Annotated in this window: 25 protein-coding genes; 15 read left to right on the forward strand and 10 right to left on the reverse strand. The window is 64.2% G+C overall.

Annotated elements, in window-relative coordinates; translation table 11 throughout:
- Positions 1-2: 2 nt before the first annotated feature.
- Together GJ668_RS03455 and GJ668_RS03460 are read left to right on the forward strand one after the other, a co-directional pair.
- On the forward strand, positions 3-1,973 hold the full coding sequence (locus GJ668_RS03455) for a transglycosylase SLT domain-containing protein (protein ID WP_246194613.1): 1,971 nt from the start codon (positions 3-5) through the stop codon (positions 1,971-1,973).
- An 86-nt stretch (positions 1,974-2,059) separates the two neighbouring features.
- Positions 2,060-2,668: a hypothetical protein gene (locus GJ668_RS03460; RefSeq protein WP_186342855.1), complete on the forward strand. Its 609-nt coding sequence runs from the start codon at positions 2,060-2,062 to the stop codon at positions 2,666-2,668.
- 13 nt (positions 2,669-2,681) lie between these two features.
- Here the strand turns inward: GJ668_RS03460 and GJ668_RS03465 are convergent, their stop codons facing one another.
- A complete protein-coding gene (locus GJ668_RS03465) occupies positions 2,682-3,482 on the reverse strand; it encodes a sulfite exporter TauE/SafE family protein (protein WP_155448731.1) in 801 nt (266 codons plus the stop codon).
- A 44-nt stretch (positions 3,483-3,526) separates the two neighbouring features.
- Entirely contained in the window at positions 3,527-3,949 is a 423-nt protein-coding gene (locus GJ668_RS03470) for a phosphate-starvation-inducible PsiE family protein (protein WP_155448732.1), read from the reverse strand.
- Between the two features lie 100 nt (positions 3,950-4,049).
- Between GJ668_RS03470 and GJ668_RS03475 the strand changes: the two genes are divergently transcribed.
- Positions 4,050-4,793 (forward strand): class I SAM-dependent methyltransferase, encoded by a 744-nt coding sequence (locus GJ668_RS03475; RefSeq protein ID WP_155448733.1) that lies wholly within the window; start codon positions 4,050-4,052, stop codon positions 4,791-4,793.
- On the opposite strand, the gene cysZ is transcribed toward GJ668_RS03475, so the two are convergent.
- From cysZ to GJ668_RS03500, 5 genes are all read right to left on the reverse strand, one after another.
- Positions 4,762-5,961, reverse strand: coding sequence for a sulfate transporter CysZ (cysZ, locus tag GJ668_RS03480; protein WP_155448734.1), 1,200 nt, complete (start codon positions 5,959-5,961; stop codon positions 4,762-4,764). The genes GJ668_RS03475 and cysZ overlap by 32 nt on opposite strands.
- Positions 5,962-6,043: 82 nt before the next feature.
- On the reverse strand, positions 6,044-6,781 hold the full coding sequence (locus GJ668_RS03485) for an alpha/beta fold hydrolase (protein ID WP_155448735.1): 738 nt from the start codon (positions 6,779-6,781) through the stop codon (positions 6,044-6,046).
- Positions 6,778-7,614, reverse strand: a complete 837-nt coding sequence (folE2, locus tag GJ668_RS03490) for a GTP cyclohydrolase FolE2 (protein WP_155448736.1) — start codon at positions 7,612-7,614, stop codon at positions 6,778-6,780. Before folE2 ends, GJ668_RS03485 begins: the two co-directional genes overlap by 4 nt.
- A 207-nt stretch (positions 7,615-7,821) precedes the next feature.
- Positions 7,822-8,715, reverse strand: coding sequence for a (2E,6E)-farnesyl diphosphate synthase (gene ispA, locus GJ668_RS03495; protein ID WP_155448737.1), 894 nt, complete (start codon positions 8,713-8,715; stop codon positions 7,822-7,824).
- The gene (locus GJ668_RS03500; RefSeq protein WP_155448738.1) at positions 8,712-8,951 is read right to left on the reverse strand and encodes an exodeoxyribonuclease VII small subunit; all 240 of its coding nucleotides are present in this window, start codon (positions 8,949-8,951) and stop codon (positions 8,712-8,714) included. The genes ispA and GJ668_RS03500 overlap by 4 nt, the downstream gene beginning before the upstream one ends.
- Before the next feature lie 117 nt (positions 8,952-9,068).
- On the opposite strand from GJ668_RS03500, the gene parE reads away from it, so the two are divergent.
- The 3 genes from parE to GJ668_RS03515 are packed head-to-tail and all read left to right on the forward strand — an operon-like array spanning position 9,069 to position 11,622.
- Entirely contained in the window at positions 9,069-10,973 is a 1,905-nt protein-coding gene (parE, locus tag GJ668_RS03505; protein ID WP_155448739.1) for a DNA topoisomerase IV subunit B, read from the forward strand.
- A 44-nt stretch (positions 10,974-11,017) separates the two neighbouring features.
- On the forward strand, positions 11,018-11,317 hold the full coding sequence (locus GJ668_RS03510) for a DNA-binding protein (protein WP_155448740.1): 300 nt from the start codon (positions 11,018-11,020) through the stop codon (positions 11,315-11,317).
- A complete protein-coding gene (locus tag GJ668_RS03515) occupies positions 11,314-11,622 on the forward strand; it encodes a helix-turn-helix domain-containing protein (protein WP_155448741.1) in 309 nt (102 codons plus the stop codon). Before GJ668_RS03510 ends, GJ668_RS03515 begins: the two co-directional genes overlap by 4 nt.
- Before the next feature lie 58 nt (positions 11,623-11,680).
- Here GJ668_RS03515 and murJ read toward each other — a convergent pair whose 3' ends face one another.
- Complete coding sequence (gene murJ, locus GJ668_RS03520; protein ID WP_155448742.1) at positions 11,681-13,216, reverse strand: murein biosynthesis integral membrane protein MurJ; 1,536 nt, start codon at positions 13,214-13,216, stop codon at positions 11,681-11,683.
- 182 nt (positions 13,217-13,398) lie between these two features.
- On the opposite strand from murJ, the gene rpsT reads away from it, so the two are divergent.
- Positions 13,399-13,662: a 30S ribosomal protein S20 gene (gene rpsT, locus GJ668_RS03525; protein WP_012969996.1), complete on the forward strand. Its 264-nt coding sequence runs from the start codon at positions 13,399-13,401 to the stop codon at positions 13,660-13,662.
- 81 nt (positions 13,663-13,743) lie between these two features.
- On the opposite strand, the gene lgt is transcribed toward rpsT, so the two are convergent.
- Both lgt and GJ668_RS03535 read right to left on the reverse strand, forming a co-directional pair.
- Positions 13,744-14,574: a prolipoprotein diacylglyceryl transferase gene (gene lgt / locus GJ668_RS03530; RefSeq protein ID WP_155448777.1), complete on the reverse strand. Its 831-nt coding sequence runs from the start codon at positions 14,572-14,574 to the stop codon at positions 13,744-13,746.
- A 96-nt stretch (positions 14,575-14,670) separates the two neighbouring features.
- Positions 14,671-15,225 carry a Smr/MutS family protein gene (locus GJ668_RS03535; protein WP_155448743.1) on the reverse strand — a complete coding sequence of 185 codons (555 nt, stop codon included), beginning with the start codon at positions 15,223-15,225 and terminating at the stop codon, positions 14,671-14,673.
- Positions 15,226-15,368: 143 nt separating this feature from the next.
- Here GJ668_RS03535 and surE point away from each other — a divergent pair, with 143 nt between their 5' ends.
- From surE to ccoP, 8 genes are all read left to right on the forward strand, one after another.
- Positions 15,369-16,118: a 5'/3'-nucleotidase SurE gene (surE, locus tag GJ668_RS03540; protein ID WP_155448744.1), complete on the forward strand. Its 750-nt coding sequence runs from the start codon at positions 15,369-15,371 to the stop codon at positions 16,116-16,118.
- The gene (locus tag GJ668_RS03545; protein ID WP_222930747.1) at positions 16,118-16,786 is read left to right on the forward strand and encodes a protein-L-isoaspartate(D-aspartate) O-methyltransferase; all 669 of its coding nucleotides are present in this window, start codon (positions 16,118-16,120) and stop codon (positions 16,784-16,786) included. The genes surE and GJ668_RS03545 overlap by 1 nt, the downstream gene beginning before the upstream one ends.
- Positions 16,787-16,842: 56 nt before the next feature.
- Positions 16,843-17,820 carry a peptidoglycan DD-metalloendopeptidase family protein gene (locus tag GJ668_RS03550; protein WP_246194614.1) on the forward strand — a complete coding sequence of 326 codons (978 nt, stop codon included), beginning with the start codon at positions 16,843-16,845 and terminating at the stop codon, positions 17,818-17,820.
- 30 nt (positions 17,821-17,850) lie between these two features.
- Positions 17,851-18,867 (forward strand): RNA polymerase sigma factor RpoS, encoded by a 1,017-nt coding sequence (gene rpoS, locus GJ668_RS03555; protein ID WP_155448746.1) that lies wholly within the window; start codon positions 17,851-17,853, stop codon positions 18,865-18,867.
- Between the two features lie 136 nt (positions 18,868-19,003).
- Entirely contained in the window at positions 19,004-20,437 is a 1,434-nt protein-coding gene (gene ccoN / locus GJ668_RS03560) for a cytochrome-c oxidase, cbb3-type subunit I (protein WP_155448747.1), read from the forward strand.
- 16 nt (positions 20,438-20,453) lie between these two features.
- Entirely contained in the window at positions 20,454-21,254 is an 801-nt protein-coding gene (ccoO, locus tag GJ668_RS03565) for a cytochrome-c oxidase, cbb3-type subunit II (protein WP_155448748.1), read from the forward strand.
- Complete coding sequence (locus tag GJ668_RS03570) at positions 21,247-21,462, forward strand: CcoQ/FixQ family Cbb3-type cytochrome c oxidase assembly chaperone (RefSeq protein ID WP_186342856.1); 216 nt, start codon at positions 21,247-21,249, stop codon at positions 21,460-21,462. Before ccoO ends, GJ668_RS03570 begins: the two co-directional genes overlap by 8 nt.
- Positions 21,449-22,348 carry a cytochrome-c oxidase, cbb3-type subunit III gene (ccoP, locus tag GJ668_RS03575; protein WP_155448750.1) on the forward strand — a complete coding sequence of 300 codons (900 nt, stop codon included), beginning with the start codon at positions 21,449-21,451 and terminating at the stop codon, positions 22,346-22,348. Before GJ668_RS03570 ends, ccoP begins: the two co-directional genes overlap by 14 nt.
- Positions 22,349-22,356 lie beyond the last annotated feature (8 nt).

Genomic DNA, 22,356 nt, shown 5'->3' on the forward strand with positions numbered 1-22,356 from the left:
CCATGCTAACCCTTGCATGGCTCGCCGTCTCCTGTTTCATCGCCTTGGAGGTACGCGCCGACACGCGCGAGGGCTTCCTCGCCGCTGAGTCGGCACTCGAACGCGGCGATCTGGCGACCTTTCAGACGCTGGCCAATGAGTTGCGTGCTGATCCGCTCTATCCCTATCTGCTGTTTGCGGAGCTGACGCGCGATCTGGATCAGGCGCCGGACGCACGCATCGAGTCCTTTCTCGCCGACTATCCCGACACCCCTCTGGCCGAGCGGCTGCGTCTGGCCTATCTGCGCCGACTGGCCGATGCCGGGCGCTGGGCAGACTATGCGCGCCTCTATCAACCCGACGACTCGGTCGAGCGGCGTTGTCTCTTTCTGCGCGCCTTGATCGAGACCGGACGCGCCGAGGAAGCGCTTCCTGAGGTCGAGCCGATCTGGCTGTCGAGCCAGTCGCGGCCCGATGCCTGTGACTCGGTGTTCGCGCACTGGAGCGCTGCGGGACATCTGACGACCGAACGGGTCTGGGCGCGTATCCGGCTGGCGCTGGAGGCCGGACGTCCAGGTCTGGCCCGTTATCTCGGTCAGCGGCTACCCGAGTCCGAGCGGCCCTGGCTCGCGCTCTGGCTGTCGATCGATCGCGAGCCTGAGCGCATTCTGGACGCCAGTCGGTTCCAGGAGACCCACCCCATGCGCGCCGCCATCCTGGCACACGGCATCGTGACGCTGGCACGGAGCGATCTCGAACGCGCGGCACTGGCGTTGCGGCGTCTGGAGCCGGAGCTGGCGAACGATCCGGCGGCACGCGAGCAGGCGCAGGTCGCCGTCGGTCGTGCCCTGACTGAGTCGGGCGATCGGCTGGGTCTGCTCTATTGGGACGCCGTCGAGCCGAACGCCGACAATCTGCCCGAGCAGGAGCGCCGTCTGCGCGCGGCCATCAGGCTCCGCGCCTGGGACTGGCTGGCCAAATGGATCGAGCGCCTGCCCGATGGCGAGATCAAGCGCGAGCGCTGGCTCTATTGGCTTGGTGTGGCCCAGGAGTTTCTCGGACACTCCGAGACCGCGCGCGCAACGCTCACCGAGGCGGCCCGCGAACGCAGCTTCTGGGGCTTCATGGCCGCCGACCGTCTGGACCAACCCTACAACCTGGACCACCGTCCGGTGCCGGTGGCGCCCGAACGACTCCAGACGCTGGCCCAGGATCCGGCCTATCGGCGCATCCTCGCGCTCGATCAACTCGGTCGTGAGGTCGATGTGCGGCGCGAGTGGCGCACGCTCGCCGGTCGACTCGATAGCGACGGTCTCATGGTCGCCGCCCGGCTCGCCCATGAACGTGGCTGGCACGATCAGGCCATCGTCATGCTCGCCCGCTCGGGGTATTGGGACGACCTGGAGATCCGCTTTCCGCTCGCCTATCGCGATCTGGCCGCCGAACAGGCGTGGCAGATCGGCATTGAACCCGATTGGATTCAGGCCGTGATGCGTCAGGAGAGCGTCTTCGCCCGCACCATCGCCTCGCCGGCGGGTGCTGTCGGTCTGATGCAGCTCATGCCGGCGACCGCCGTCGAGGTCGCCGCTGAGCTGGGACTGGCGAAACCCTCGCGCTGGGATCTGCTCGATCCTGAACGCAATATCACGCTCGGCAGCGCCTATCTGACCCGGATGCGCGATCGTTTCGGCCATGCAGCCCTGGCCACGGCCGCGTATAACGCCGGCCCGGCGCGCGTCAGCCGTTGGCTGCCGGAGACCTGCATGGAGGCCGATCTCTGGATCGCAAGCATCCCCTTCGCCGAGACGCGCGGCTATGTCGAGCGCGTTCTGACCTACCGCATCCTCTATGCCGAGCGTCTGGGTCTGGAGCCGCGACGTCTGCGCGAACTCCTGCCGCCGGTGCCGGGGCGCGATTTCCGGGAGACGACACCACGCCAATCCGAACCCGGCGGCGAGGCTCAGCCGCGTTCTGATGAGGCAGGAACCGAGTGACCGGCTCTGTTACACTGGCGCGCTTGTGGGAATCTCCTCCAGCCTCCATCACCGGTTCGGCGTCCGTGTTGTGCGCCCAGCGTTTCATGCCAGCCATTCAAGCTCGATCGTCCATCCTTCGCCGGCGTGCGAGCCACGCCCTCATCCTAACCCTGATGCTCGGTGGGTTGTCGCCCCAGCCGGCCGCCGCTCAACAGACAGCCGCCGAAGCCATGGCGCACGCCATCGCGCGCATGATGGAGAGCATGGGGTTTACGGCGAATCTCGATCAGGGCCAGGGACCGCCATTGCCGCTGTCAGCGCCGGGTCAGATGCCTGGGGCATTGGCGACCCGGCCTGATCAAGCGATCCCCCAGGCCAGCGCCATGGCGGATTCGGCGTGGCGCGCCATGCAGAATGCGAGCGGCGGCGCCATGCCCTGGAGCGGCACCTCGCTGGAGGGACTCTGGGAAGACAACCAGGGCGGACTCCTGATCGTTCAGGGCGGGTTCTACCGGCTCTATTCGGCCTGTCGGGGGTATGTCGAGGGCGAGATCCGTCTCCAGGACACGCGGGTGGAGCTGAGCAATCGCGCTGAGAATTTCATTCAGACCTTCGAGTTTGCTCTGGACCAGGGCCGGCTGGCACTGCGCGACCAAAACGGTCAGCTCTATCTCTATCGGCGGCTGGTCCTGAGTCCAAACACGGCTCGATAAAGGCCGGCGCCACTCAAGAAAAAGCCAGGCGCATGGCGATCAGCAGCAACAGGCCACCGAAGAGCCGCTTGAGCAGGTCCACGGGCAGGGCATGGGCCAATCGGGCGCCGAGCGGGGCGATCGGCATGCTGGCGATCAGCATGGCCAGGACCGCCGGCCAGTAGACGAAGCCGGTGCTGAACGCCGGTAGTCCAGCGCGTCCCCAACCGGTCAGCACGAATCCCAGCGCGCCAGCCAGCGCAATCGGCAATCCGCACGCCGCCGAGGTACCAACCGCCTGGCGCATCTCCAGGCCGTGACGGCCCAGAAAAGGCACGGTGAGCGTCCCGCCGCCGATTCCGACCAGTGACGATAGCATCCCGATCCCGCCGCCTACGCCCGCCAGTCCAGCCCGACCGGGCAGCGGATGCGATGCCGAGACGGATGCAGCGGGCGTCAGCAGCAGACGGACCCCGACATAGGCCAGAAAGACCGCAAAGATCCGTTGCAGCCAGAGACCGGGAATCCAGCCGGCCAGGGCCGCGCCGGCCAGAGCACCGATGACGATGCCTGGCGCCAGCGGCCAGACGATGTCCCAGCGCACGCCGCCGCGCCGATGGTGCGCCAGCGTGGAAGCCGCTCCGGTGCCGATGATGGTCGCCAGCGAGGTTCCGACCGCCAGATGCGCCATCCAGTCGCCGCCGAGGCCAAGTGCGCCGAAGAGCAGCATCAGGGCTGGAACCATGATGGCGCCACCGCCGACGCCAAAGAGTCCGGCCAGCACGCCGGAGAGTGCGCCGATGGCGAGATAGGCCATGAGTTCGATCACGAGCATGTGGGGCAACCGTCCGTCAGAGAGTGTGAACGCTATAATGCGGCTTATTCGTGCCGATCCTCGCGCTGCTCCAGGGCATCGGTACTGAACTGCTGACTGAAGCGGATGACGAGGATGGCGAAACTGATGAGCAGGATGGCGCCGCTTTCGTAGATCAGACCCTCTGAGCTGCCCTCCTTGCCCTGGAGTACGATCAGACGCGAGAGCGCCGTGACGGCGATGAACATCGGATAGGTGAAGGGCACGCTACGCCGCAAGAAATAGACGTTGGCCATCGCCATGATCTCGATGAAGATGAAGATCATCAGCAGGTCTTCCAGCCGGATCGCGCCTTGCTGATAGATGCCCCACATCAGCTGTCCGATGCCGACCAGGGCAAGCCCGCCGACGCCGACGAGCACGAGCTTTTCGGTATAGAGAAAGAGGATCGAGAGCCATCTATCCAGCCATGTGTGATGTTGGTTCATCCGTTTCGGCTCCTGTGCGGGATGATGAAAAAGTATGCCTCGCCATCGACATTAGGACTCGAACGCTTTGAACACAACTGCGAATTTGGACCAAATCACCATGCCGAGACAGATGATCCAGACTGACCCCGAAGCCTACCGACTGTGCGACGAGATCCAGGTCATTGAGGATCTGGTCGAGGTGAACGGGCACCAGGTGCTGGAGCTGGGCTGTGGCGCGGCCTGGATGACCCGGCTGCTGGCGACCCGCCTGGGCGCGCGTCGGGTGACGGCGACCGAGGTCGACCGCATCCAGCACCAGAAGAATCTCGCCATCCAGGATCTGCCCAGGGTCGAGTTTCGTGTCGGCGGCGCTGAGTCGATCGCCGATGCGGACGCCACCTATGAAGGCGTCTTTCTGTTCAAGTCGCTCCACCATGTCCCTGTCGATCTCATGGACCGCGCGCTCGCCGAGATTCAGCGCGTGCTGGTGCCGGGCGGCTATGTTTATCTCTCCGAGCCGGTCTATTGGGGCGCACTCAACGAGGTGATGCGGCTCATCCATGACGAGTGCCTCGTGCGCACGGCAGCCTATGAGGCCATCGAGCGCGCGGTCGCCTCAGGGCGCTTCACCTGGGAGCGTCAGGTGTTCTATCAGTCGGAAGGCGTCTATCTGAACTGGGACGCCTTCGCCGAGCGCTTCATCCAGGTCACGCACACCGACCACGACCTCGACGCCGTACGTCTGGCCGAGATCCGCGCCGCCTTCGAGCGTCATCTGACACCCGAGGGCGCGCGTTTCCTCAAGCCCCATCGCGTCGATCTGCTGCGCGTCAAGAGCGAGGTGACAGCAGCACCCGCTTAGCCTCGTTGACCTTGGCGGCCAGATAGTCCGAGCCGCCGCGATCCGGATGCAGACGCTGGATCAGGCGTCGATGGGCCGCCTGGATGTCATCGGCGCCCGCCTCGGGCGCCAGCCCCAGGATGGCGCGTGCCTCGTTTTCGTCCAGGCCGGGTCGATCGGGCGACGGTGGCGGCGCGCGTCCGGCATCCGGGCGCGGCGGCGGTTCCTGGAAACGCTGACCGCGCTCATGGGTCAGATAGGCCTCCAGCGCCTCGGCCGATTCGGCGTCGGTGCGATAGCACAGATTGAGCAGATCAAGCAGCTCGGCGGTCTCGGCGGCGTCGAGTGTGCGGCCGGTGAGCGGACCGGCGAGGATCTCGCCATTCATGCGTCCCGAGAGATGGTCGATGGTCAACAGGACATAATGCGTGGCCACGCGCGACTGATGCGATCCCTGATAGCCGTTGGCCGGTCGGAACTCGCGCACCCACATAGCCGTCGCGCCGGCCACCGCGCTGGGCATCAGCAGGAAGTTGAGCACCGGAACCATCGCCATCCCGGCGGCGGCGGCGCCGAAACTGAGACTGAGCGCGCGTCGTTCGCGCAGTCGGCGGCGGATCTCGCCGAAACGCAGACCATGATTGCCCATCGGATAGTCGCTGTATTCGACCGCCAGCATCCAGGCCGTATAGAGGAACCAGAGCACCGTGCCGACGACGGGCACGAACAGCAGCACGAGAAAGGGGATCGCCCACAGCAGGGCATAGGCGAGCTTGCGCGACTCGTCGAGCAGCGTCGGCCCCAGCTCGGCCAGCAGCCGGTCGTAATCGCCGTCCTGCTCAATGGGGCGGCCGGTCAGCATCAGCTCGACCTTCTCGGCCAGCAGTCCGTTGAAGGGCGCGGCGATCAGGTTGGCGAGCAGACCGAAGGTCTGGAACACCACCACCAGCAAGAACAGGATGAACAGGGGCCAGAGCAACCAGTCGAGCCAATCGAGCCAACTGGGGAGTTTGGAGTCCATAAAGCCCATCAGGGCTTCGAACTGCTGTACGCCGACATAGATGGCCGCCGAGAACACCAGCATATTCAACAGCAGCGGAATGGCCACGAAACGCTTGATTCCGGGACGGGTGATGAGCCGCAGACCCTGTAGCAGGTACCCGGCCCCGGAGATGGAATGGCTTAACATAACAACGGATCGAGCGGTGTATGGATTGAAGTTCGGACATGAGACGCCGAAACCCGGACCGGGTTCAAGGTCTGTAATCGGGTCAATGGTCCGGGTGTGTGTCGAGACGGGCGCGCAGCCGCTCGGGCACTTCCAGCAGTGGATTGTGACCCACGCCCTCCAGTACGACCAGTCGGGTTGCCGGGCGGTGCGCCAAGACTTCATGCGCGATCGCCTGGAAGCGCGTGTCCTCGCCGCCGATAATCCAATCGAGCCGACCCTGGTAGCACGCGAGCGCCTCCCAGGTGCTGGGCATCTCGCCCAAACCGAGCCGTTCGAGCGCGCTGGCCAGCCCCTCGGAGCGCTGACTCAGACGTCGCGCACGCTGGCGTGCCAGGATCTCGGCTGGCAGCCGTGCCTGGGTCTTGAAGAGTGGCTGATGCTCCCAGGCCGTGACGAAGGCTTCGATTCCCTGATCGCGCAGCAGCCGGATCCAGACCTGATCGGCCAGCCGGCGTTGTTCGCGCATCGCCGGATCGAGCAGCCCTGGATGGGCCGAAATGATGGTGGCAGCCCGAAAACGCTCGGGCGCAAGCTGGATGAAACTGAGCGCGATCCGCCCGCCAAGCGAATAGCCGATGACTTCATCGATGCTCGCCGGCAGCGCATCGAGCAGATCGCGTATGACCTCTGGATAGTCGCTCGTCGGATCCGGGCTGGTGAGATGCCCCGGCAGGTCGATGGCCAGCCATCTTGGATCGTCGGCAAAGACGCTCGACCAGTCGGCCCCGCCGCCGGTGAAGCCATGCAGCAGCAGACAGCGGGGTTCGACCGGATTCAGAGTGTGGCCTCGGCGGTCTTGTCGCGCTCAATCAGGGCATAGGCCGAATGGTTGTGGATCGACTCGAAGTTCTCGGCCTCGACGATGTAGGCGAGAATGCGCGGGTCGTCATTGAGCCGCTTGGCCACGTCGCGCACCAGATCCTCGACGAACTTGGGATTGGTGTAGGCGCGCTCGGTGACAAACTTCTCGTCCGGGCGCTTGAGCAGACCATAGAGTTCGGACGAGGCTTCGCGCTCGACCAGCTCGATCAGTTCCTCCAGCCACATGAAACGTTCCATGCGCACCTGGACCGTGACGTGCGAGCGCTGGTTGTGCGCGCCAAAGGCCGAGATCTCCTTGGAACAGGGGCAGAGACTGGTGACCGGCACCATGACCTTGAGTTCCAGACGCGGCTGACCGTCGCGGATCTCGCCGATAAAGGTGACCTCGTAGTCGAGCAGACTCTCGACCCCCGAGATCGGCGCCTTCTTGTTGATGAAGAAGGGAAAGCGCATCTCGATATGGCCAGCCTCCGACTCCAGGCGCTCGGACATCTCGCTGAGCATGGTCTTGAAAGACGACACGCTGATCTCGCGCTCGTGGCGGTTGAGGATCTCCACGAAGCGCGACATGTGCGTGCCCTTGAAGTCGTGCGGGAGATAGACGTACATGTTGAAGTTCGCGACCGTATGCTGCTCAGCGCCGCTGCGGTCGAGTACCCGCACCGGATGGCGGATGTCCTTGATGCCGACCCGGTCGATGGCGATGCGGCGGGTATCCGCGCTCCCCTGGACATCTGCGATCTCGCAGCTGGCATTGGTCGAACAGGGGGATGTGGTCGATGGCTCCATGAGAATTGTGTCGTCGTCGGGATGATTGGCTGGAAGATGGGGGCGGCTTGTGGCTCGGCCAAGTCGAACTGGCTGACAGGGCCGAGTGCCGGGGTTAGAGCGGTTCGAGGGGGCGGCGGTTCAATGTCATGCCGGCCTTAGGATATGGCCTCGGCGTGGTCGGATGGACAGCGCCTAGCGATGCCCATCGTAACGTTCGACATCGCTTCAGTGCTTGCGTCCCAGGAGGGCGTTGGCGATCCAGATCAGCGGCTGAGCGCGCTCGCCGAAGATGGCGACCGACTCAATGGCCTCGGTGATGAGCTGATTGGCCATGGCCTTGGCCTCGGCCAGACCGACCAGGGCCGGATAGGTGGCCTTGTTGAGTGCCTGGTCACGCCCGGCGGTCTTGCCGATCTGGGCCGTGTCGCCCTCGACGTCGAGCACGTCGTCCTGGATCTGGAATGCCAGACCCAGACACTTGGCGTAATGGTCCAGACGCTCGGCCGGATCGGCGTCGAGTCCGCCATGCGCCAGCACGCCCATCTGTACCGAGACGCGAATCAGGGCGCCGGTCTTGTGGATGTGGATGTTCTCCAGTTGCACCAGATCGAGCGGCGTGCCTTCGGCTTCGAGATCCATCGCCTGACCACCGACCATGCCGCGTGCGCCGCTGGCACGGGCGAGCGCCGCGACCATGCCGACGCGCGACTCGGCACTCAGTCCGGGCGCTTCGGCCAGGGCCTGGAAGGCGAGCGTCTGGAGCGCGTCGCCGGCCAGGATCGCGGTCGCTTCGTCGAAGGCGCGATGACAGGTCGGACGCCCGCGGCGCAGATCGTCGTCGTCCATCGCCGGCAGATCGTCGTGGATCAGCGAATAGGCGTGGATCATCTCAACGGCACAGGCCGAGCGGTCGAGCAGGGCAGCGTCGAGTCCGAGTGCCTCGCCGGCGGCATAGGCGAGCAGCGGACGGATGCGCTTGCCGCCGGCCAGCACTGTGTAGCGCATGGCCTCGTGCAATCGCGACGGCTGCACGCTCACGGGCGGCAGGATCTGGTCGAGCGCGGTTTCGACGCGCGCGGCGCAGCGCGCGCGGAAGTCATCCAGTGTGTGATCGGTCATGGGTTGTCGAATGGCTCTGGCTCGGCGTCCGGCCGGGCGTCGGTGAGGATACGCACCCGCTGCTCAGCCGTTTCCAGCGCCTGCTGACAGACACGGGTCAGACCGATGCCGCGTTCGAAGGCCGCGAGCGCGTCTTCGAGCGTCATCTCGCCCTGTTCAAGGGCATCGACGACGGCTTCCAGTTCGGTCAGGGCTTGCTCGAACGCTGGCGGGGGCGGGGTCTTGGGTTGTTTCATCTAGGGTTTGAATCCGGGTTTGCAGGTACGGTACCGTAGCTCGGTTGAGCGGTCAAACCAGCGCGACCGCTCCGGCCACTTCGACTCAACTCAGCTTTAAGGAAGATCCGCGCGTTCATGACCGGCCATTACGATGCCTCAGCCATCGAAGTCCTCCAGGGCCTCGACCCGGTGCGCAAGCGCCCCGGAATGTACACCGACACCACCCGTCCCAATCATCTCGCGCAGGAGGTCATCGACAACAGCGTCGACGAAGCCCTCGCCGGTCATGCCAAGCGCATCGCCGTCACGCTCCATGCCGACGGCTCGCTGGAGGTCGAGGACGACGGGCGCGGGATGCCGGTCGACATCCATCCGCAGGAAGGCCGCCCTGGGGTCGAGGTCATCCTCACCAAGCTCCACGCGGGCGGCAAGTTCAACGCCGACAATTACCGCTTCTCGGGCGGTCTGCATGGCGTGGGCGTGTCCGTGGTCAACGCGCTCTCGCAGCATCTGGAGGTCTGGGTCCGGCGCGGCGGCCAGGAATACAACATGGCCTTCAGGGACGGCAACAAGGTCAGCGATCTGGATGTGGTCGGTACGGTCAAACGCCAGGCGACCGGTACCCGGCTGCGTTTCTGGCCCGATCCCGGCTATTTCGATAGCCCCAAGTTTGCCGTGCGTCCGCTGACTCATCTGCTCCAGGCCAAAGCCGTGCTCTGCCCAGGGCTGGAAATGCGCTTTCGCGATGAAACCAGCGGCGAGGAGCAGCTCTGGTGCTATCAGGACGGACTCCAGGACTATCTGCTCCAGTCGCTCAACGGCGTCGAGACCCTGCCATCTGAACCCTTCATCGGCGACATGGAAGGACGCACAGAGGCGGCGAGCTGGGCGCTGGTGTGGCTGCCTGAGCCACCCAGGGCCGGCGGCGGCGAGCCGATCGCCGAGAGCTATGTCAACCTCATCCCGACCGTGCAGGGCGGCACCCACGTCAATGGTCTGCGCACCGGGCTGACCGAGGCGGTGCGCGAGTTCTGCGAGTTCCGCAACCTGCTGCCGCGCGGGGTCAAGCTGGCACCGGAGGATGTCTGGAGCCGCGTCAGTTACATCCTCTCGGTCAAGCTGCTCGACCCGCAGTTCTCGGGCCAGACCAAGGAACGGCTGTCCTCGCGCGAGTGCGCGGCTTTCGTCGCGGGCGTGGTCAAGGATTCGTTCAGTCTGTGGCTCAATCAGCACGTCGCCGAGGGCGAGCGCATCGCCGAGCTGGCGATCGGCGCCGCCCAGGCACGACTGCGCGCCGGGCGGACGGTCACGCGCAAGAAGATCACCCAGGGTCCGGCGCTGCCGGGCAAGCTCGCCGACTGCACCGCGACCGATCCCGAGCGCGGCGAGCTGTTCCTGGTCGAGGGCGACTCGGCCGGCGGCTCGGCTAAGCAGGCACGCGACCGCGAGTTCCAGGCCATCCTGCCGCTGCGCGGCAAGATCCTCAACACCTGGGAGGTCGAACCCGACCAGGTGCTGGCCTCGCAGGAAGTCCACGACATCGCCGTGGCCATCGGCGTCGATCCGGGCAGTGATGATTTGAGCCGACTGCGCTTCGGCAAAATCTGCATCCTGGCCGACGCCGACTCGGACGGTGCGCATATCGCGACCCTGCTGTGCGCGCTCTTCCTCAAGCACTTCCGGCGTCTGGTGGCCGAAGGGCATGTCTATGTCGCCATGCCGCCGCTGTATCGCATCGACGTCGGCAAGCAGGTCTACTACGCCCTCGACGACGACGAGAAGAAGGGTATTCTCGACCGCATCGCCGCCGAGAAGATCAAGGGCAAGGTCAATGTGCAGCGCTTCAAGGGCTTAGGCGAGATGAACCCGGCGCAACTGCGCGAGACCACCATCCATCCCGACACGCGCCGCCTGGTGCAGCTCACCATCGCCGAGGCGGATCAGACCGACGAGCTGCTCGACCGCTTGCTGGCTAAGAAGCGCGCGGCGGATCGGCGTGCCTGGTTGCAGGAGAAGGGGGATTTGGCTGAGGTGTCCTGATCAGGGCATTGTGCATGATGCGGGATTCCCGCACGATGCAACCCATGCAAACCGTCATCGAAACTCCGACCTTTCAGAAGCAGGCCGACGCCATCTGGTCGGAGGACGAGCGGCTCGATTTCGTGACCTGGATCGCCCGGAACCCACTGGCCGGCGACGTGATCCCAGGTGCCGACGGCGCGCGGAAAGTGCGCTGGGCGGCTCAAGCGAAAGGTAAACGCGGCGGCGTGCGCGTGATCTACTTCAACCTCATGGCGCAAGGCGTGGTCTGTTTGGTCGCGATCTATGCGAAGTCGGATCAGTCCAACATCCAACCCAACGACATACTGAGGGCCGCTCGATGAACATCGACCAGATCGCCAAAGCCATCGAACAGGACGCGGGTGAAGCCTTGCCGGGTCTGCGCGAGAGCCTCGCCGAGATGCGCGACGGCCTCATCGCGCGCACCACGACCCCGGAGCAGATGCTCGTCAGATCCGCGCGTCAGGCGCTGGGGCTTTCACAGCCTCAGTTTGCCGACCTGATTCAGACGCCTGTGGCAACTTTGCGTGACTGGGAGCAGGGGCGATTCACGCCGCCGGGGGCGGTGCTGTGTCTTCTGAAGATCGTCGCCAAGCATCCCGAGGTATTGACTGAATTGGCGGCCTGAGCTGCCTCCGCAGGGCTTCAAACTGACAGGTTGCTGTCTGGTCAGGCAAAAATGCCCATCAACGACACTCGCGCAGATCGCGCGGCCTTAGTCCGGCAACGAGCAGTAGTGTTACATAAACCAATCCGCCCGCCAGAATCCAGCCTGTCAGCTCCAGGATCCGCGTCCAGGAATCTGCCTGGATCCAGTCGGCGCGCACCCCAATGCCCCAGTGCAGCACGAATCCCATGCTCAGACTGGCCAGCACCGTCTGACTGAGCAGGCGCCTCCAGTTGAGTCGTGGTCGATAGAGACCTGAGCGTCTTAACCCGCGCAGCAGCAGGACGGCGTTGAGCGCGGCTGTCAACGCCGTTGCGAGCGCCAGTCCGGCATGTCCCAGCGGCACCATGAGCAGCAGATGCACGACCAGCCCGACACCGAGCGCAATCAGGGCCAGACGCACCGGCGTGCGCACGTCCTGCCGGGCGTAATAGCCGGGCACCAGCACCTTGATCGCCAGCAAGGCCGGGATGCCGAGCGCATAGGCCATGAGCGAGTGCGCGGCCTGGGTGACAGCGTGCGTGTCGAACTCCGACGACAGAAAGAGCGTCGCCATCACCGGCTCGGCCAGCACCAGCAGCCCGACCGCCGCCGGCAGGCCGAGCAGCAGCGCTAGACGCAAGGCCCAGTCGAGCGTGTCCGAGAAGCGCTCGGGATCCTGCGCCGCCTGGCTTTGTGACAGACGCGGCAGGATCACTGTGCCCAGGGCCACGCCCAGCAGTCCGAGCGGCAGCTCCATGAGCCGATCCGAGTAATAGAGCCAGGAGATACTCCCGGTCACGAGGACCGAGGCGAGCAGGGTGTCGAGCAGCAGGCTGATCTGACCCACGGACACCCCCAGGATCGCCGGCCCCAGACGCCTGAAAACGGCGCGCACGCCCGGATCGCGCGGCTTGAAGCGGGGACGTGGCAAGAGTCCGAGTCGCGCCAGAAAGGGTAGTTGAAAGACCAGTTGCGTCAGTCCAGCAATAAGCACGCCCCAGGCCAGCGCCAGGATCGGCGTCTCCAGACGCGGCGCCAGCCACAGCGCACAGCCGATCAGGATGATATTGAGCAGGGCCGGCGTGAACGCTGGTACTCCGAAACGCTCATAGGTGTTGAGCAGGGCGCTGGCCAGTGCCGTGAGCGTGATGAAGAACAGATAGGGCAGGGTGAGTCGCAACAGCATCGTAGCCAGCGCGAACTGATCGGCCTCTGCGCCGAAGCCGGGGGCAAAGGCCAGGATCAGCAGCGGCGCGGCCAGAATGCCCAGCCCAGTGATCAGCAGCAGCGCGGCGGCCAGCGTGCCCGTCATGTCGTCGACGAAGGACTGGAGCGCCGGGCGTCCCTGCTGCTCGCGATAGTCGTTGAGTACCGGAACCAGCGCCATCGAGAACGCGCCCTCGGCGAACAGCCGGCGCGCGAAGTTGGGGATCTTGAAGGCGACGAAAAAGGCATCGGTCGCGGCATCGGCGCCGAACACGCGCGCGATCGTCAGATCACGGACGAATCCCAGAATGCGCGACAACAGCGTCCCGCCACCCACCTTGGCGAATGCAGCAACCAGCGAGGCCATGGATCGGAGACGGCTCCAGACAGGAAAAGGTGCTGATTATAATTGACAATCACGCCCCGATCCGAAATACTGCGTCGTCTAAACCGCGTTCGGTATGGCCCAAGCCGCTGGCCGACCCTCCACGCGGTTTCATCGTTTTTACTTTGACCGCGTCAGACATCGAATTCTCGGGAGACTCTCAGTTGGCTAACTCACCCCAAGCGCGCAAGCGCGCCCGTCAGGCGGAAGACCGTCGTCAGCGTAACATGGCTCAGCGCAGCACCCTGCGCACCTTTATCAAGAAGGTGATCAAGGCGATCCGCGCCGAAGACAAGGAAGCGGCTGTTCAGGCGTTCAAGGATGCCGTGCCGCGTATCGACCGCGCTGCTCGCAAGGGTCTGATCCACGCCAACAAGGCCGCCCGTCACAAGAGCCGCCTGAACGCGCACATCAAGGCCATGGCCTGATCGCGAAGACGCTTGCTTGAGACACAAAAAACCGGCCTAGAGCCGGTTTTTTGTTGCCTGCTGATCTGCGTTCAGACCCTATCAGTCCGCCGCTTTGGGTCGATAGGCCAGGACGAGCAGCAGTCCACCCGCGAGCACCATCGGCAGTGACAGGATCTGTCCCATGGTCAGCCAGTCGAAGGCCAGATAGCCGATATGGGCATCGGGTTCGCGCACGAACTCGACCAGGAAGCGGAAACTTCCGTAGCCGAGCAGGAACAACCCTGAGACCGCCATCATCGGGCGCGGGCGGCTGGAGAACAGCCAGAGGACGACGAACAGCACCAGCCCTTCGAGCGCAGCCTCATAAAGCTGGGAGGCATGCACGGCGGGACTCAGCAGCGCATCAGCCGGCTGATCGAGACACTGATGCGGAAAGTGCTCGCAGGGGAGCTGGACGCCCCAGGGCTGCTCGGTGCGATGCCCCCAGAGTTCGCCATTGATGAAGTTGCCGAGACGCCCAGCCAGCAGTCCGGTCGGCACCAGGGGCGCGAGGAAGTCGCCGACTTGGAAGAAGTGCAGACCATGACGGCGCGCAAACAGCCCGATCGCGACCAGGACGCCGATCAGCCCGCCATGGAAGGACATGCCGCCTTCCCAGACCTTGAGCAGATTCAGCGGATTGACCAGGATCTGATCGAAGCCGTAGAACAGCATATAGCCGAGCCGCCCGCCAACGATGACACCGACGACACCATAGAAGATGAGATCGTCGACCATCTCGGTCGTCCAGCCGGACTCGGGACGCCGTGCGCGCCAGCGCCCGAGCCACCAGGCCAGGGCGAAGCCGATCAGATACATGAGTCCATACCAATGGACCTTGAGCGGGCCAAGGGCGAGGGCGACGGGGTCGATGTCGGGATAGGTCAGCATGGCGCGGATGGTATCACGGGGCAGTGGATACAAAGGAGTGGGTGGCGGTCACGAAATTGCAAGCATGGCGTGTGCGAATCTGGCGCCGAGCGTCCATCACAGCGCGCGCGTTCTGCCGGCCTTATTGGGATTGCGCAGCAGCACATAGACCGCGCCCGTTCCGCCATCGCGGCGGGTCGCCGAACAGAAGGCCAGTACCTGATCATAGAGTCTGAGCCAATAGTTGACCTTGCTCTTGAGTACGGGCGCGCGTCCGCTGGAACGCATGCCCTTGCCGTGGATGATGCGCGCGCAACGCACGCGCCGATGCGCGCACTCGGCGAGGAACTCGGCCAGGATCTGGCGCGCGTGTTCAGCCTGGAGTCCATGCAGATCCACTTCCAGCCCGACCGGAAAGGCGCCGCGCTGGAGATCGGCCAGCACCCGATTCTGGACGCCGGGACGCGCGAAGAGCAGATAGTCGTGGGTCTCGACCTCTGACTCGGCGAGCGCCACCCGCTCGTCGCCATCCGGCGCCTCGATCGGGCGTGGACGCGGCACCGGCGGCGGGCGGCGACGGAATGGCTCAGCGCCCTCGAACGACAGTGGCTCGGCATCCTCGACCTGTTCGCGAAAGAGCTGACGGTCGGTGTCCTGGAGTGTGGGCTTCATCGGCTGGATCCGGATCTCTGGCTGTCTGGGCGCGCTCGGGCCCGAGTATAGCTGTCGCGCCGTCGGTCGACGATGTCGGGATGCCCGATCGGCGCCCATTGGAGTATGATCTTCGGCGAAGTCAGGAGAGCAAGCATATCGCCATGAAGATCCTTGTCAGTAACGACGACGGCTATCAGTCACCGGGTTTGATCGTGTTGGCCGAGGCCCTGGCGGCCTTGGGCGAGGTGGTGGTCGTGGCCCCCGAGCGCGATCGCAGCGGGGCGAGCAACTCGCTCACGCTCGACCGTCCACTGCGTGCCAAGCGCATGCCCAACGGCTTCATTCAGGTCGACGGCACACCGACCGATTGCGTGCATCTGGCGCTCACCGGACTGCCCTCGATCGAGCCTGACATCGTGGTCTCCGGCATCAATCATGGTCCGAATCTGGGCGACGACGTGCTCTACTCGGGCACCGTGGCCGCCGCCACTGAGGGGCGCTTCCTGGGGCTGCCCTCGATCGCGATTTCCATGGCCTCGAGTACGCCCCAGCATCTCGACACGGCGGCGCGCGTGGCGGTCCAACTGGTTGAGCGTCTGCGCGAGCGTCCACTCGAAGCCAGCATCATCCTCAATGTCAATGTCCCTGATCGACCCTATGCCGAACTTGCAGGCTTCAAAGCCACGCGGCTCGGACATCGTCACAAGGCCGAACCGATCGTCGAGGCGCGCGATCCGCGCGGTCAGCCGATCTACTGGATCGGGCCGGCCGGTCCCGAGCAGGATGCCGGACCTGGAACGGACTTTGAAGCCGTGCGCACGGGGTTTGTCTCCATCACGCCGCTTCAGGTCGATCTGACCCGTCATTCTGCGCTGGCGTCGCTCGGCTCCTGGCTGGCCGGATGCGTGTAATGGCCGAGACCCTGCTCGATCCGGGGATCGGCATGACCTCCAGACGCACGCGCGAACGTCTGATCCAGCGTCTGATAGAGGCCGGGATCGACTCGCCCGAGGTGTTGCGCGTGATGCGCGAGCTGCCCCGCCATCTGTTCGTCGACGAGGCGCTTGCCAGTCGGGTCTATGAAGATTCGGCGCTGCCGATCGGGCATGGCCAAACGCTTTCCCAGCCCTATACCGTAGCACGCATGACCCAGGCGCTGATCGAGCACGGCGCGCCCGACACGGTGCTGGAAATCGGCACCGGCTCCGGCTTCCAGACCGCCGTCCTGGCCTCGCTGGTGCGCCGTGTCTACAGTGTCGAGCGCGTCGGCGAGCTGTTCGAACGCGCCCAGGAACGGCTCGGCGCGTTGAAGATGCGCAATATTCGCTATCGCCATGGCGATGGTGCCCAGGGTTGGCATGAATACGCGCCCTATCAGGGCATCCTCGTGACCGCCGCCCCGCGCGGGATACCGCGCGCACTGGCCGAGCAACTCGCGCCCGGTGGGGTCATGGTGCTGCCGATCGGCGATGGACCGCACCAGAGTCTGGTGCGGCTGGTGCGGCTGGCGCGTGGCGGCTTCGGTCACGAAATCCTGGAACCTGCCAGCTTCGTACCCTTGCTGGCTGGGGTCGCCTGAACCGGAACCTGCCGGCTGAGGTTCGCGGCGGGCCTGATGGAAGCGGTGACCTGACCTTGTTCCAGCCTCGATCGACCCCAGCTACCACCTGTAAAGAGCCAGACCGCGTATGGCTGCCAGTCGTCTCGTCGCTACTGAGTCTGGTTCTGACGCTGCTGATCGCCGGTTGTGCCTCCAGAACGTCGGAATCGCTCCATGGCCGGTATTGGTCCGGTCCGGCGCCCGACGGCTACTATTTGATCCGAAGCGGCGACAATCTCGGTTTGATCGCCCAGCGACTCGGGATCAGTCAGCGTCAGCTTGTGCACTGGAATCGGCTGGAACCGCCTTACACCATCTATACCGATACCTTGCTGCGCATTGCGCCGCCGGATGGCGAGGCGTCTAAACGGTTCAGGAGAGTACGCAAGCCACCGGCGCCCATCGAGGCGGATGTCCCCAAGACGGTTGGGAGCGACCCCACGCCGGTTACGCCGGTGAACCAATCTGAGGCGAGCCAGACTCCCGCGGATCCGATTCCAGCGAAGCAGACCGCCAGGCGTCAGGCGACCAAGACCAAGACCAAGACCAAGACGACTAAAACGGCCCAGACCCGCACCACGCGCTCCGCTGCAAAGACCGCGACGCGCGAGGGTCCGGGCAGTCGGCGCGGCCCCTCGGGGGTGGACTGGGAATGGCCGCTCACCGGCCCGCTGGTGCAGACCTTCAGCGAGGGCGATCGTACTCGTCACGCTCTGCGCATCGGCGGACAGGCCGGGGATCAGGTCAAGGCCGCGGCCGATGGTCAGGTCGTCTATAGCGGTAGTGGACTCAAGGGATACGGCAACCTTATCATCGTCAAACACACTGAAAAGTATCTGAGCGCGTATGGCTTCAACCGCCGGTTATTGGTCACGCAGGGTGAGCGCGTGAAACAGGGCCAGGTGTTGGCTGAGGTCGGTCAGGGCGCGGATGGCGCCTATCTGCTGCATTTCGAGGTTCGTCGTCATGGCCAGGCCGTAGACCCGATCCTCTATCTGCCTGCGCGTCGTTAAGAATTTCGTCCCGCGCGCCGGAGGATGTGGATGTCGAGCGCTGAAGACCGCGAGACCCCCGAAAATCTGCCCGAAATCGATCGCGATGCCTTGCCGATGCTGGACGAGGACTCGGAAGCGCTCGCGCCCAAGGAGTCCGACTCGGAGGATCTCAAGCCGCTCGATGGCGACTCGTCCAGCGTTCCGGAAGAGCGCCCCATCGACGCCGCCGAGGCCGATTTCGATGCCACCCGGATCTATCTCAACGAGATCGGTGAGTCCAGACTCCTGACCGCCGAGGAGGAGATCCGGTTCGCCCGCCTGGCCCAGGCCGGCGACAACGCGGCGCGTCAGCGCATGATCGTGTGCAACCTGCGCCTGGTGGTCAAGATCGCGCGTCGCTATCTCAATCGCGGTCTGCCGCTGCTGGATCTGATTGAGGAGGGCAATCTCGGGCTGATCCGGGCGGTCGAGAAGTTCGACCCCGAGCGCGGCTTTCGCTTCTCGACCTATGCGACCTGGTGGATCCGTCAGACCATCGAGCGCGCCATCATGAACCAGACCCGCACCGTGCGGCTGCCCATTCATGTGGTCAAGGAGATCAACATCTATCTCAAGGCGTCGCGTCAGTTGGCGCAGAGCCTGGATCATGATCCCACCTCAGAAGACATCGCTCATTTGCTCGACCGCCCGATCAATGAGGTCAAGCGCATGCTGGGCCTCAATGAGCGCATCACCTCGGTCGACACGCCCTACAGCAAGGACGCCGACAAGCCGCTGGTCGACATGCTCCAGGACGATGGTTCCAGTGACCCCACCGAGCGCATCCAGGACGACGACATCCATGTCAACATCGAGCACTGGCTCGGGCTGCTCAACGACAAGCAGCGCGAGGTGGTCGAGCGCCGTTTCGGTCTGCACGGCTATGAGAACTCGACGCTCGAAAGCGTGGCGCGCGAACTGGGCGTCACGCGCGAGCGGGTGCGTCAGATCCAGATGGACGCGCTGCGCCGGCTGCGCGATATCCTCGAAAGTGAAGGGTTTTCGGTCGACGCTTTCTTCAAATAAGCATTGACGATCAACGGTTGACTTTCACGACGCGATCCATTGAGATTCGTCAATTGGCGCCTCTGGATCGCGGCCGCCCAGTACCAGGCCGGATGCCTCCTCACCTTCGTGCTGTCCAATGGTTTCGGGAGGGTCCATGCAAGCCAGTCTGGAGCAAAAGTACAATTTTGATATCGTGCGCTGGTTCACGATCATGGCTGTGGTCTATCTGGTGCTGGGTGCGGCCTTCGGTGTCTACATCGCCTCGGAACTGGCCTGGCCGTTTCTGAACTTCGACAGTCCCTATCTCTCCTTCGGGCGGCTGCGTCCGCTGCACACCAACACCGTCATCTTCGCCTTCGGCGGCTGTACCCTGATGGCCACGGCTTTCTACTCGGTTCAGCGCACCTGCGGGGTGCGACTCTGGAGCGACACGCTGGCGCGCTTCACCTTCTGGGGCTGGAATGCGGTCATCGTGCTGGCGGTGCTTACACTGCCCCTCGGGCTGACCCAGTCGAAGGAATACGCCGAGCTGGAATGGCCGATCGACATCCTGATCGCCGTGGTCTGGCTGGCCTTCACATTCAACTTCATCATGACCATCGCCAAGCGGAAGTCCTCGCACATCTATGTGTCGAACTGGTTCTTCCTCGGCATGATGATCATGATCGTCTATCTGCATGTCGTAAACAGCCTGGCGATTCCGGTCGGACTCTTCAAGTCCTATTCCATCTTCTCCGGGGTGCAGGACGCCATGATCCAGTGGTGGTGGGGTCACAATGCGGTCGGCTTCTATCTGACCGCCGGTTTCCTCGGCATCATGTATTACTTCGTGCCCAAGCAGGCCGGACGGCCGATCTATTCCTACCGGCTGTCGGTGATTCACTTCTGGGCGCTGATGTTCGGCTATGTCTGGCTCGGCGCGCACCATCTGCAATACACGGCGCTGCCGGACTGGACCGGCTCGCTGGGGGCGGCGATCTCGCTGGCCATGATCATCCCGTCCTGGGGCGGGGCGGTGAACGGCATGATGACACTATCCGGCGCCTGGGACCGGCTGCGCACCGACTATGTGCTGCGCTTCCTGATCATGGCGCTGGCCTTCTATGCCATGTCGACCTTCGAGGGGCCGGTGATGGCACTCAAGAGCGTCAACGCGCTTTCGCATTACACTGACTGGACCATCGGCCATGTACACTCGGGTGCGCTCGGTTGGGTGGCCGGGATCTCGATCGGCGCCATCTACCATCTGATGATCCGGCTCTACCACACCGAGATGTACTCCGAGCGTCTGATCAACCTGCATTTCTGGACCGCGACCATCGGCACCGTCATCTATATCGTCGCCATGTGGGTGTCGGGGATCATGCAGGGTCTGATGTGGCGTGCCTATGACGAGTACGGCACCCTGGCCTATACCTTCGTCGAGTCGGTCGACGCCATGCATCCCTATTACGCCATGCGCGCCATCGGCGGCATGATATTCCTGTTCGGCGCGGCGGTGATGCTGTTCAACGTGCTGATGACCGTGCGCAAATCCGTCGTCGAGGGTCGCCTGCAACAGGCGCGCGCCCTCCCGGCCATGGCCTGAAGCGGAGAGTATCGACATGAGCGACAGAGCCAAGGTTCGCGTCAAGAGCCTCCAGGAATGGCTGGAGGTCAACGTCTGGGGTCTGCTGATTGCTACCGCCCTGGTGCTTTCGGTGGGTGGACTGGTCGAGATCGTGCCGCTGTTCTATCTGAAGGGCACGATGGAGCACAACGCCTTCCCCGAGATCGTCTGGGACAAGGCGGGCCAGGAACCCATCGTCACCGTCGATGAAGCGGGCAAGGAGCAGTGGAACTGGCAGCCGGGCGACGGTGTGCGGCCCTACACAGCGCTGGAACTGGCCGGGCGTGACATCTATCAGCGCGAGGGCTGCTATCTCTGTCATTCGCAGATGATCCGCCCCTTCCGCGACGAAAAGGAGCGCTACGGCCATTATTCGCTCGCCTCCGAGTCGATGTTCGATCATCCCTTCCAATGGGGTTCGAAGCGGACCGGCCCCGATCTGGCGCGTGTCGGCGGCAAGTATTCCAACGACTGGCAACGCCAGCATCTGTACGATCCGCGTGCGCTGGTGCCCGAATCGGTCATGCCCGGCTATCCCTGGCTTGATACGACCGCTGCCGATCCGGACCGGTCGCTGCGGGTCTTCGGCTTCACACTCTGGCCGGCCGGGACCGGCTCGCGGATGCAGCGTCATATGGAGGGCTTGAGGCACGTCGGCGTGCCCTATACGGATGCCGATATCGCCGCCGCTGAGCGTCTGCTCGACGGCAAGAGTGAGATGGATGCCCTGGTGGCCTATCTCCAGGTGCTGGGTACCATGGTCGCGTTCGATGACGCCAAGGCCTATCGTGAATAGCCTCATCGACTATTTTGCGACCGACTGGGGAGCGATGACGGTCAACGACTGGATCGGCACCATCCTGACCGTCGTCATCTTCCTGCTGATGATCCTGGCCTATTTTCAGGTCTTTCGTCCCAAGAACCGGGAGCAGCTCGAATCCAGGAAGCACATCCCGTTCGAGGAGGACGATGCCCCTTTTGGAGACGACGATGGCCGACCATGATCTCTTTCCAGGCGAGAACAACACCGGGCATGTCTGGGACGACAATATCCGCGAGCTGAACAATCCGCCGCCGCGCTGGTGGATGCAGGGATTCTGGCTGTCGATCATCTGGGTCGTCGGCTATTCGATCCTCTATCCGACCTGGCCGATCGGCGATGAGCCGACGCCCGGCCTCCTTGGCTGGAGCCAGATCAAGGAGTACGAGCAGGGCGTCGAGCGCATCGAGGCCAAGCGCGCTCAGTTCGAGGATCAGATCCGCAACCTGACTGCCGATCAGATCCTGGCCGATCCGGGGCTGAAGCAATACACCCTGGCCTCGGCTAAGGTGCTGTTCGGCGACAACTGCGCCGCCTGCCACGGCAGCGGCGGGCAGGGCAATCCAGGCTATCCGGTACTCGCCGATGATGACTGGCTCTATGGCGGCACCACGGCCAAGCTCGCCGAGACCATCACGGGCGGGCGTCAGTCGCTGATGCCGGCGCACAAGGCCATACTCACCGAGGCCGAGGTCGATACGCTCGCCCACTGGGTCGTCCAGATGAACGAGACCGGCGGCGAGGGAGGAAGCGAGGCCGGCTGGACGCTCTTCAAGGCCAAGGGCTGCGTGGCCTGTCATGGTCAGACCGCCAACGGTCATGTGGTCGACCTGCCCAATGGCGACTTCATCGGCGTGGGTGCCGCGAACCTGCGCGACGGCATCTGGCGCTTCCAGCCGGGTGGCTATGAGAGCGCGCGTCACACCATCTTGTATGGTGTCAATCAAAAGGACGTCCCCGAGACCCGTAGCGCCGTGATGCCGGCCTTTGCCGAACCAGCGGGCAAACTCAGCGAGCAGGACATCAAGAAGCTGGTCGTCTATGTCCATTCGCTCGGTGGCGGGATGTAACGTTTAGC

The sequence above is a fragment of the Allochromatium palmeri genome, assembly GCF_009720725.1.
In the GTDB taxonomy this organism is placed as follows: domain Bacteria; phylum Pseudomonadota; class Gammaproteobacteria; order Chromatiales; family Chromatiaceae; genus Thermochromatium; species Thermochromatium palmeri.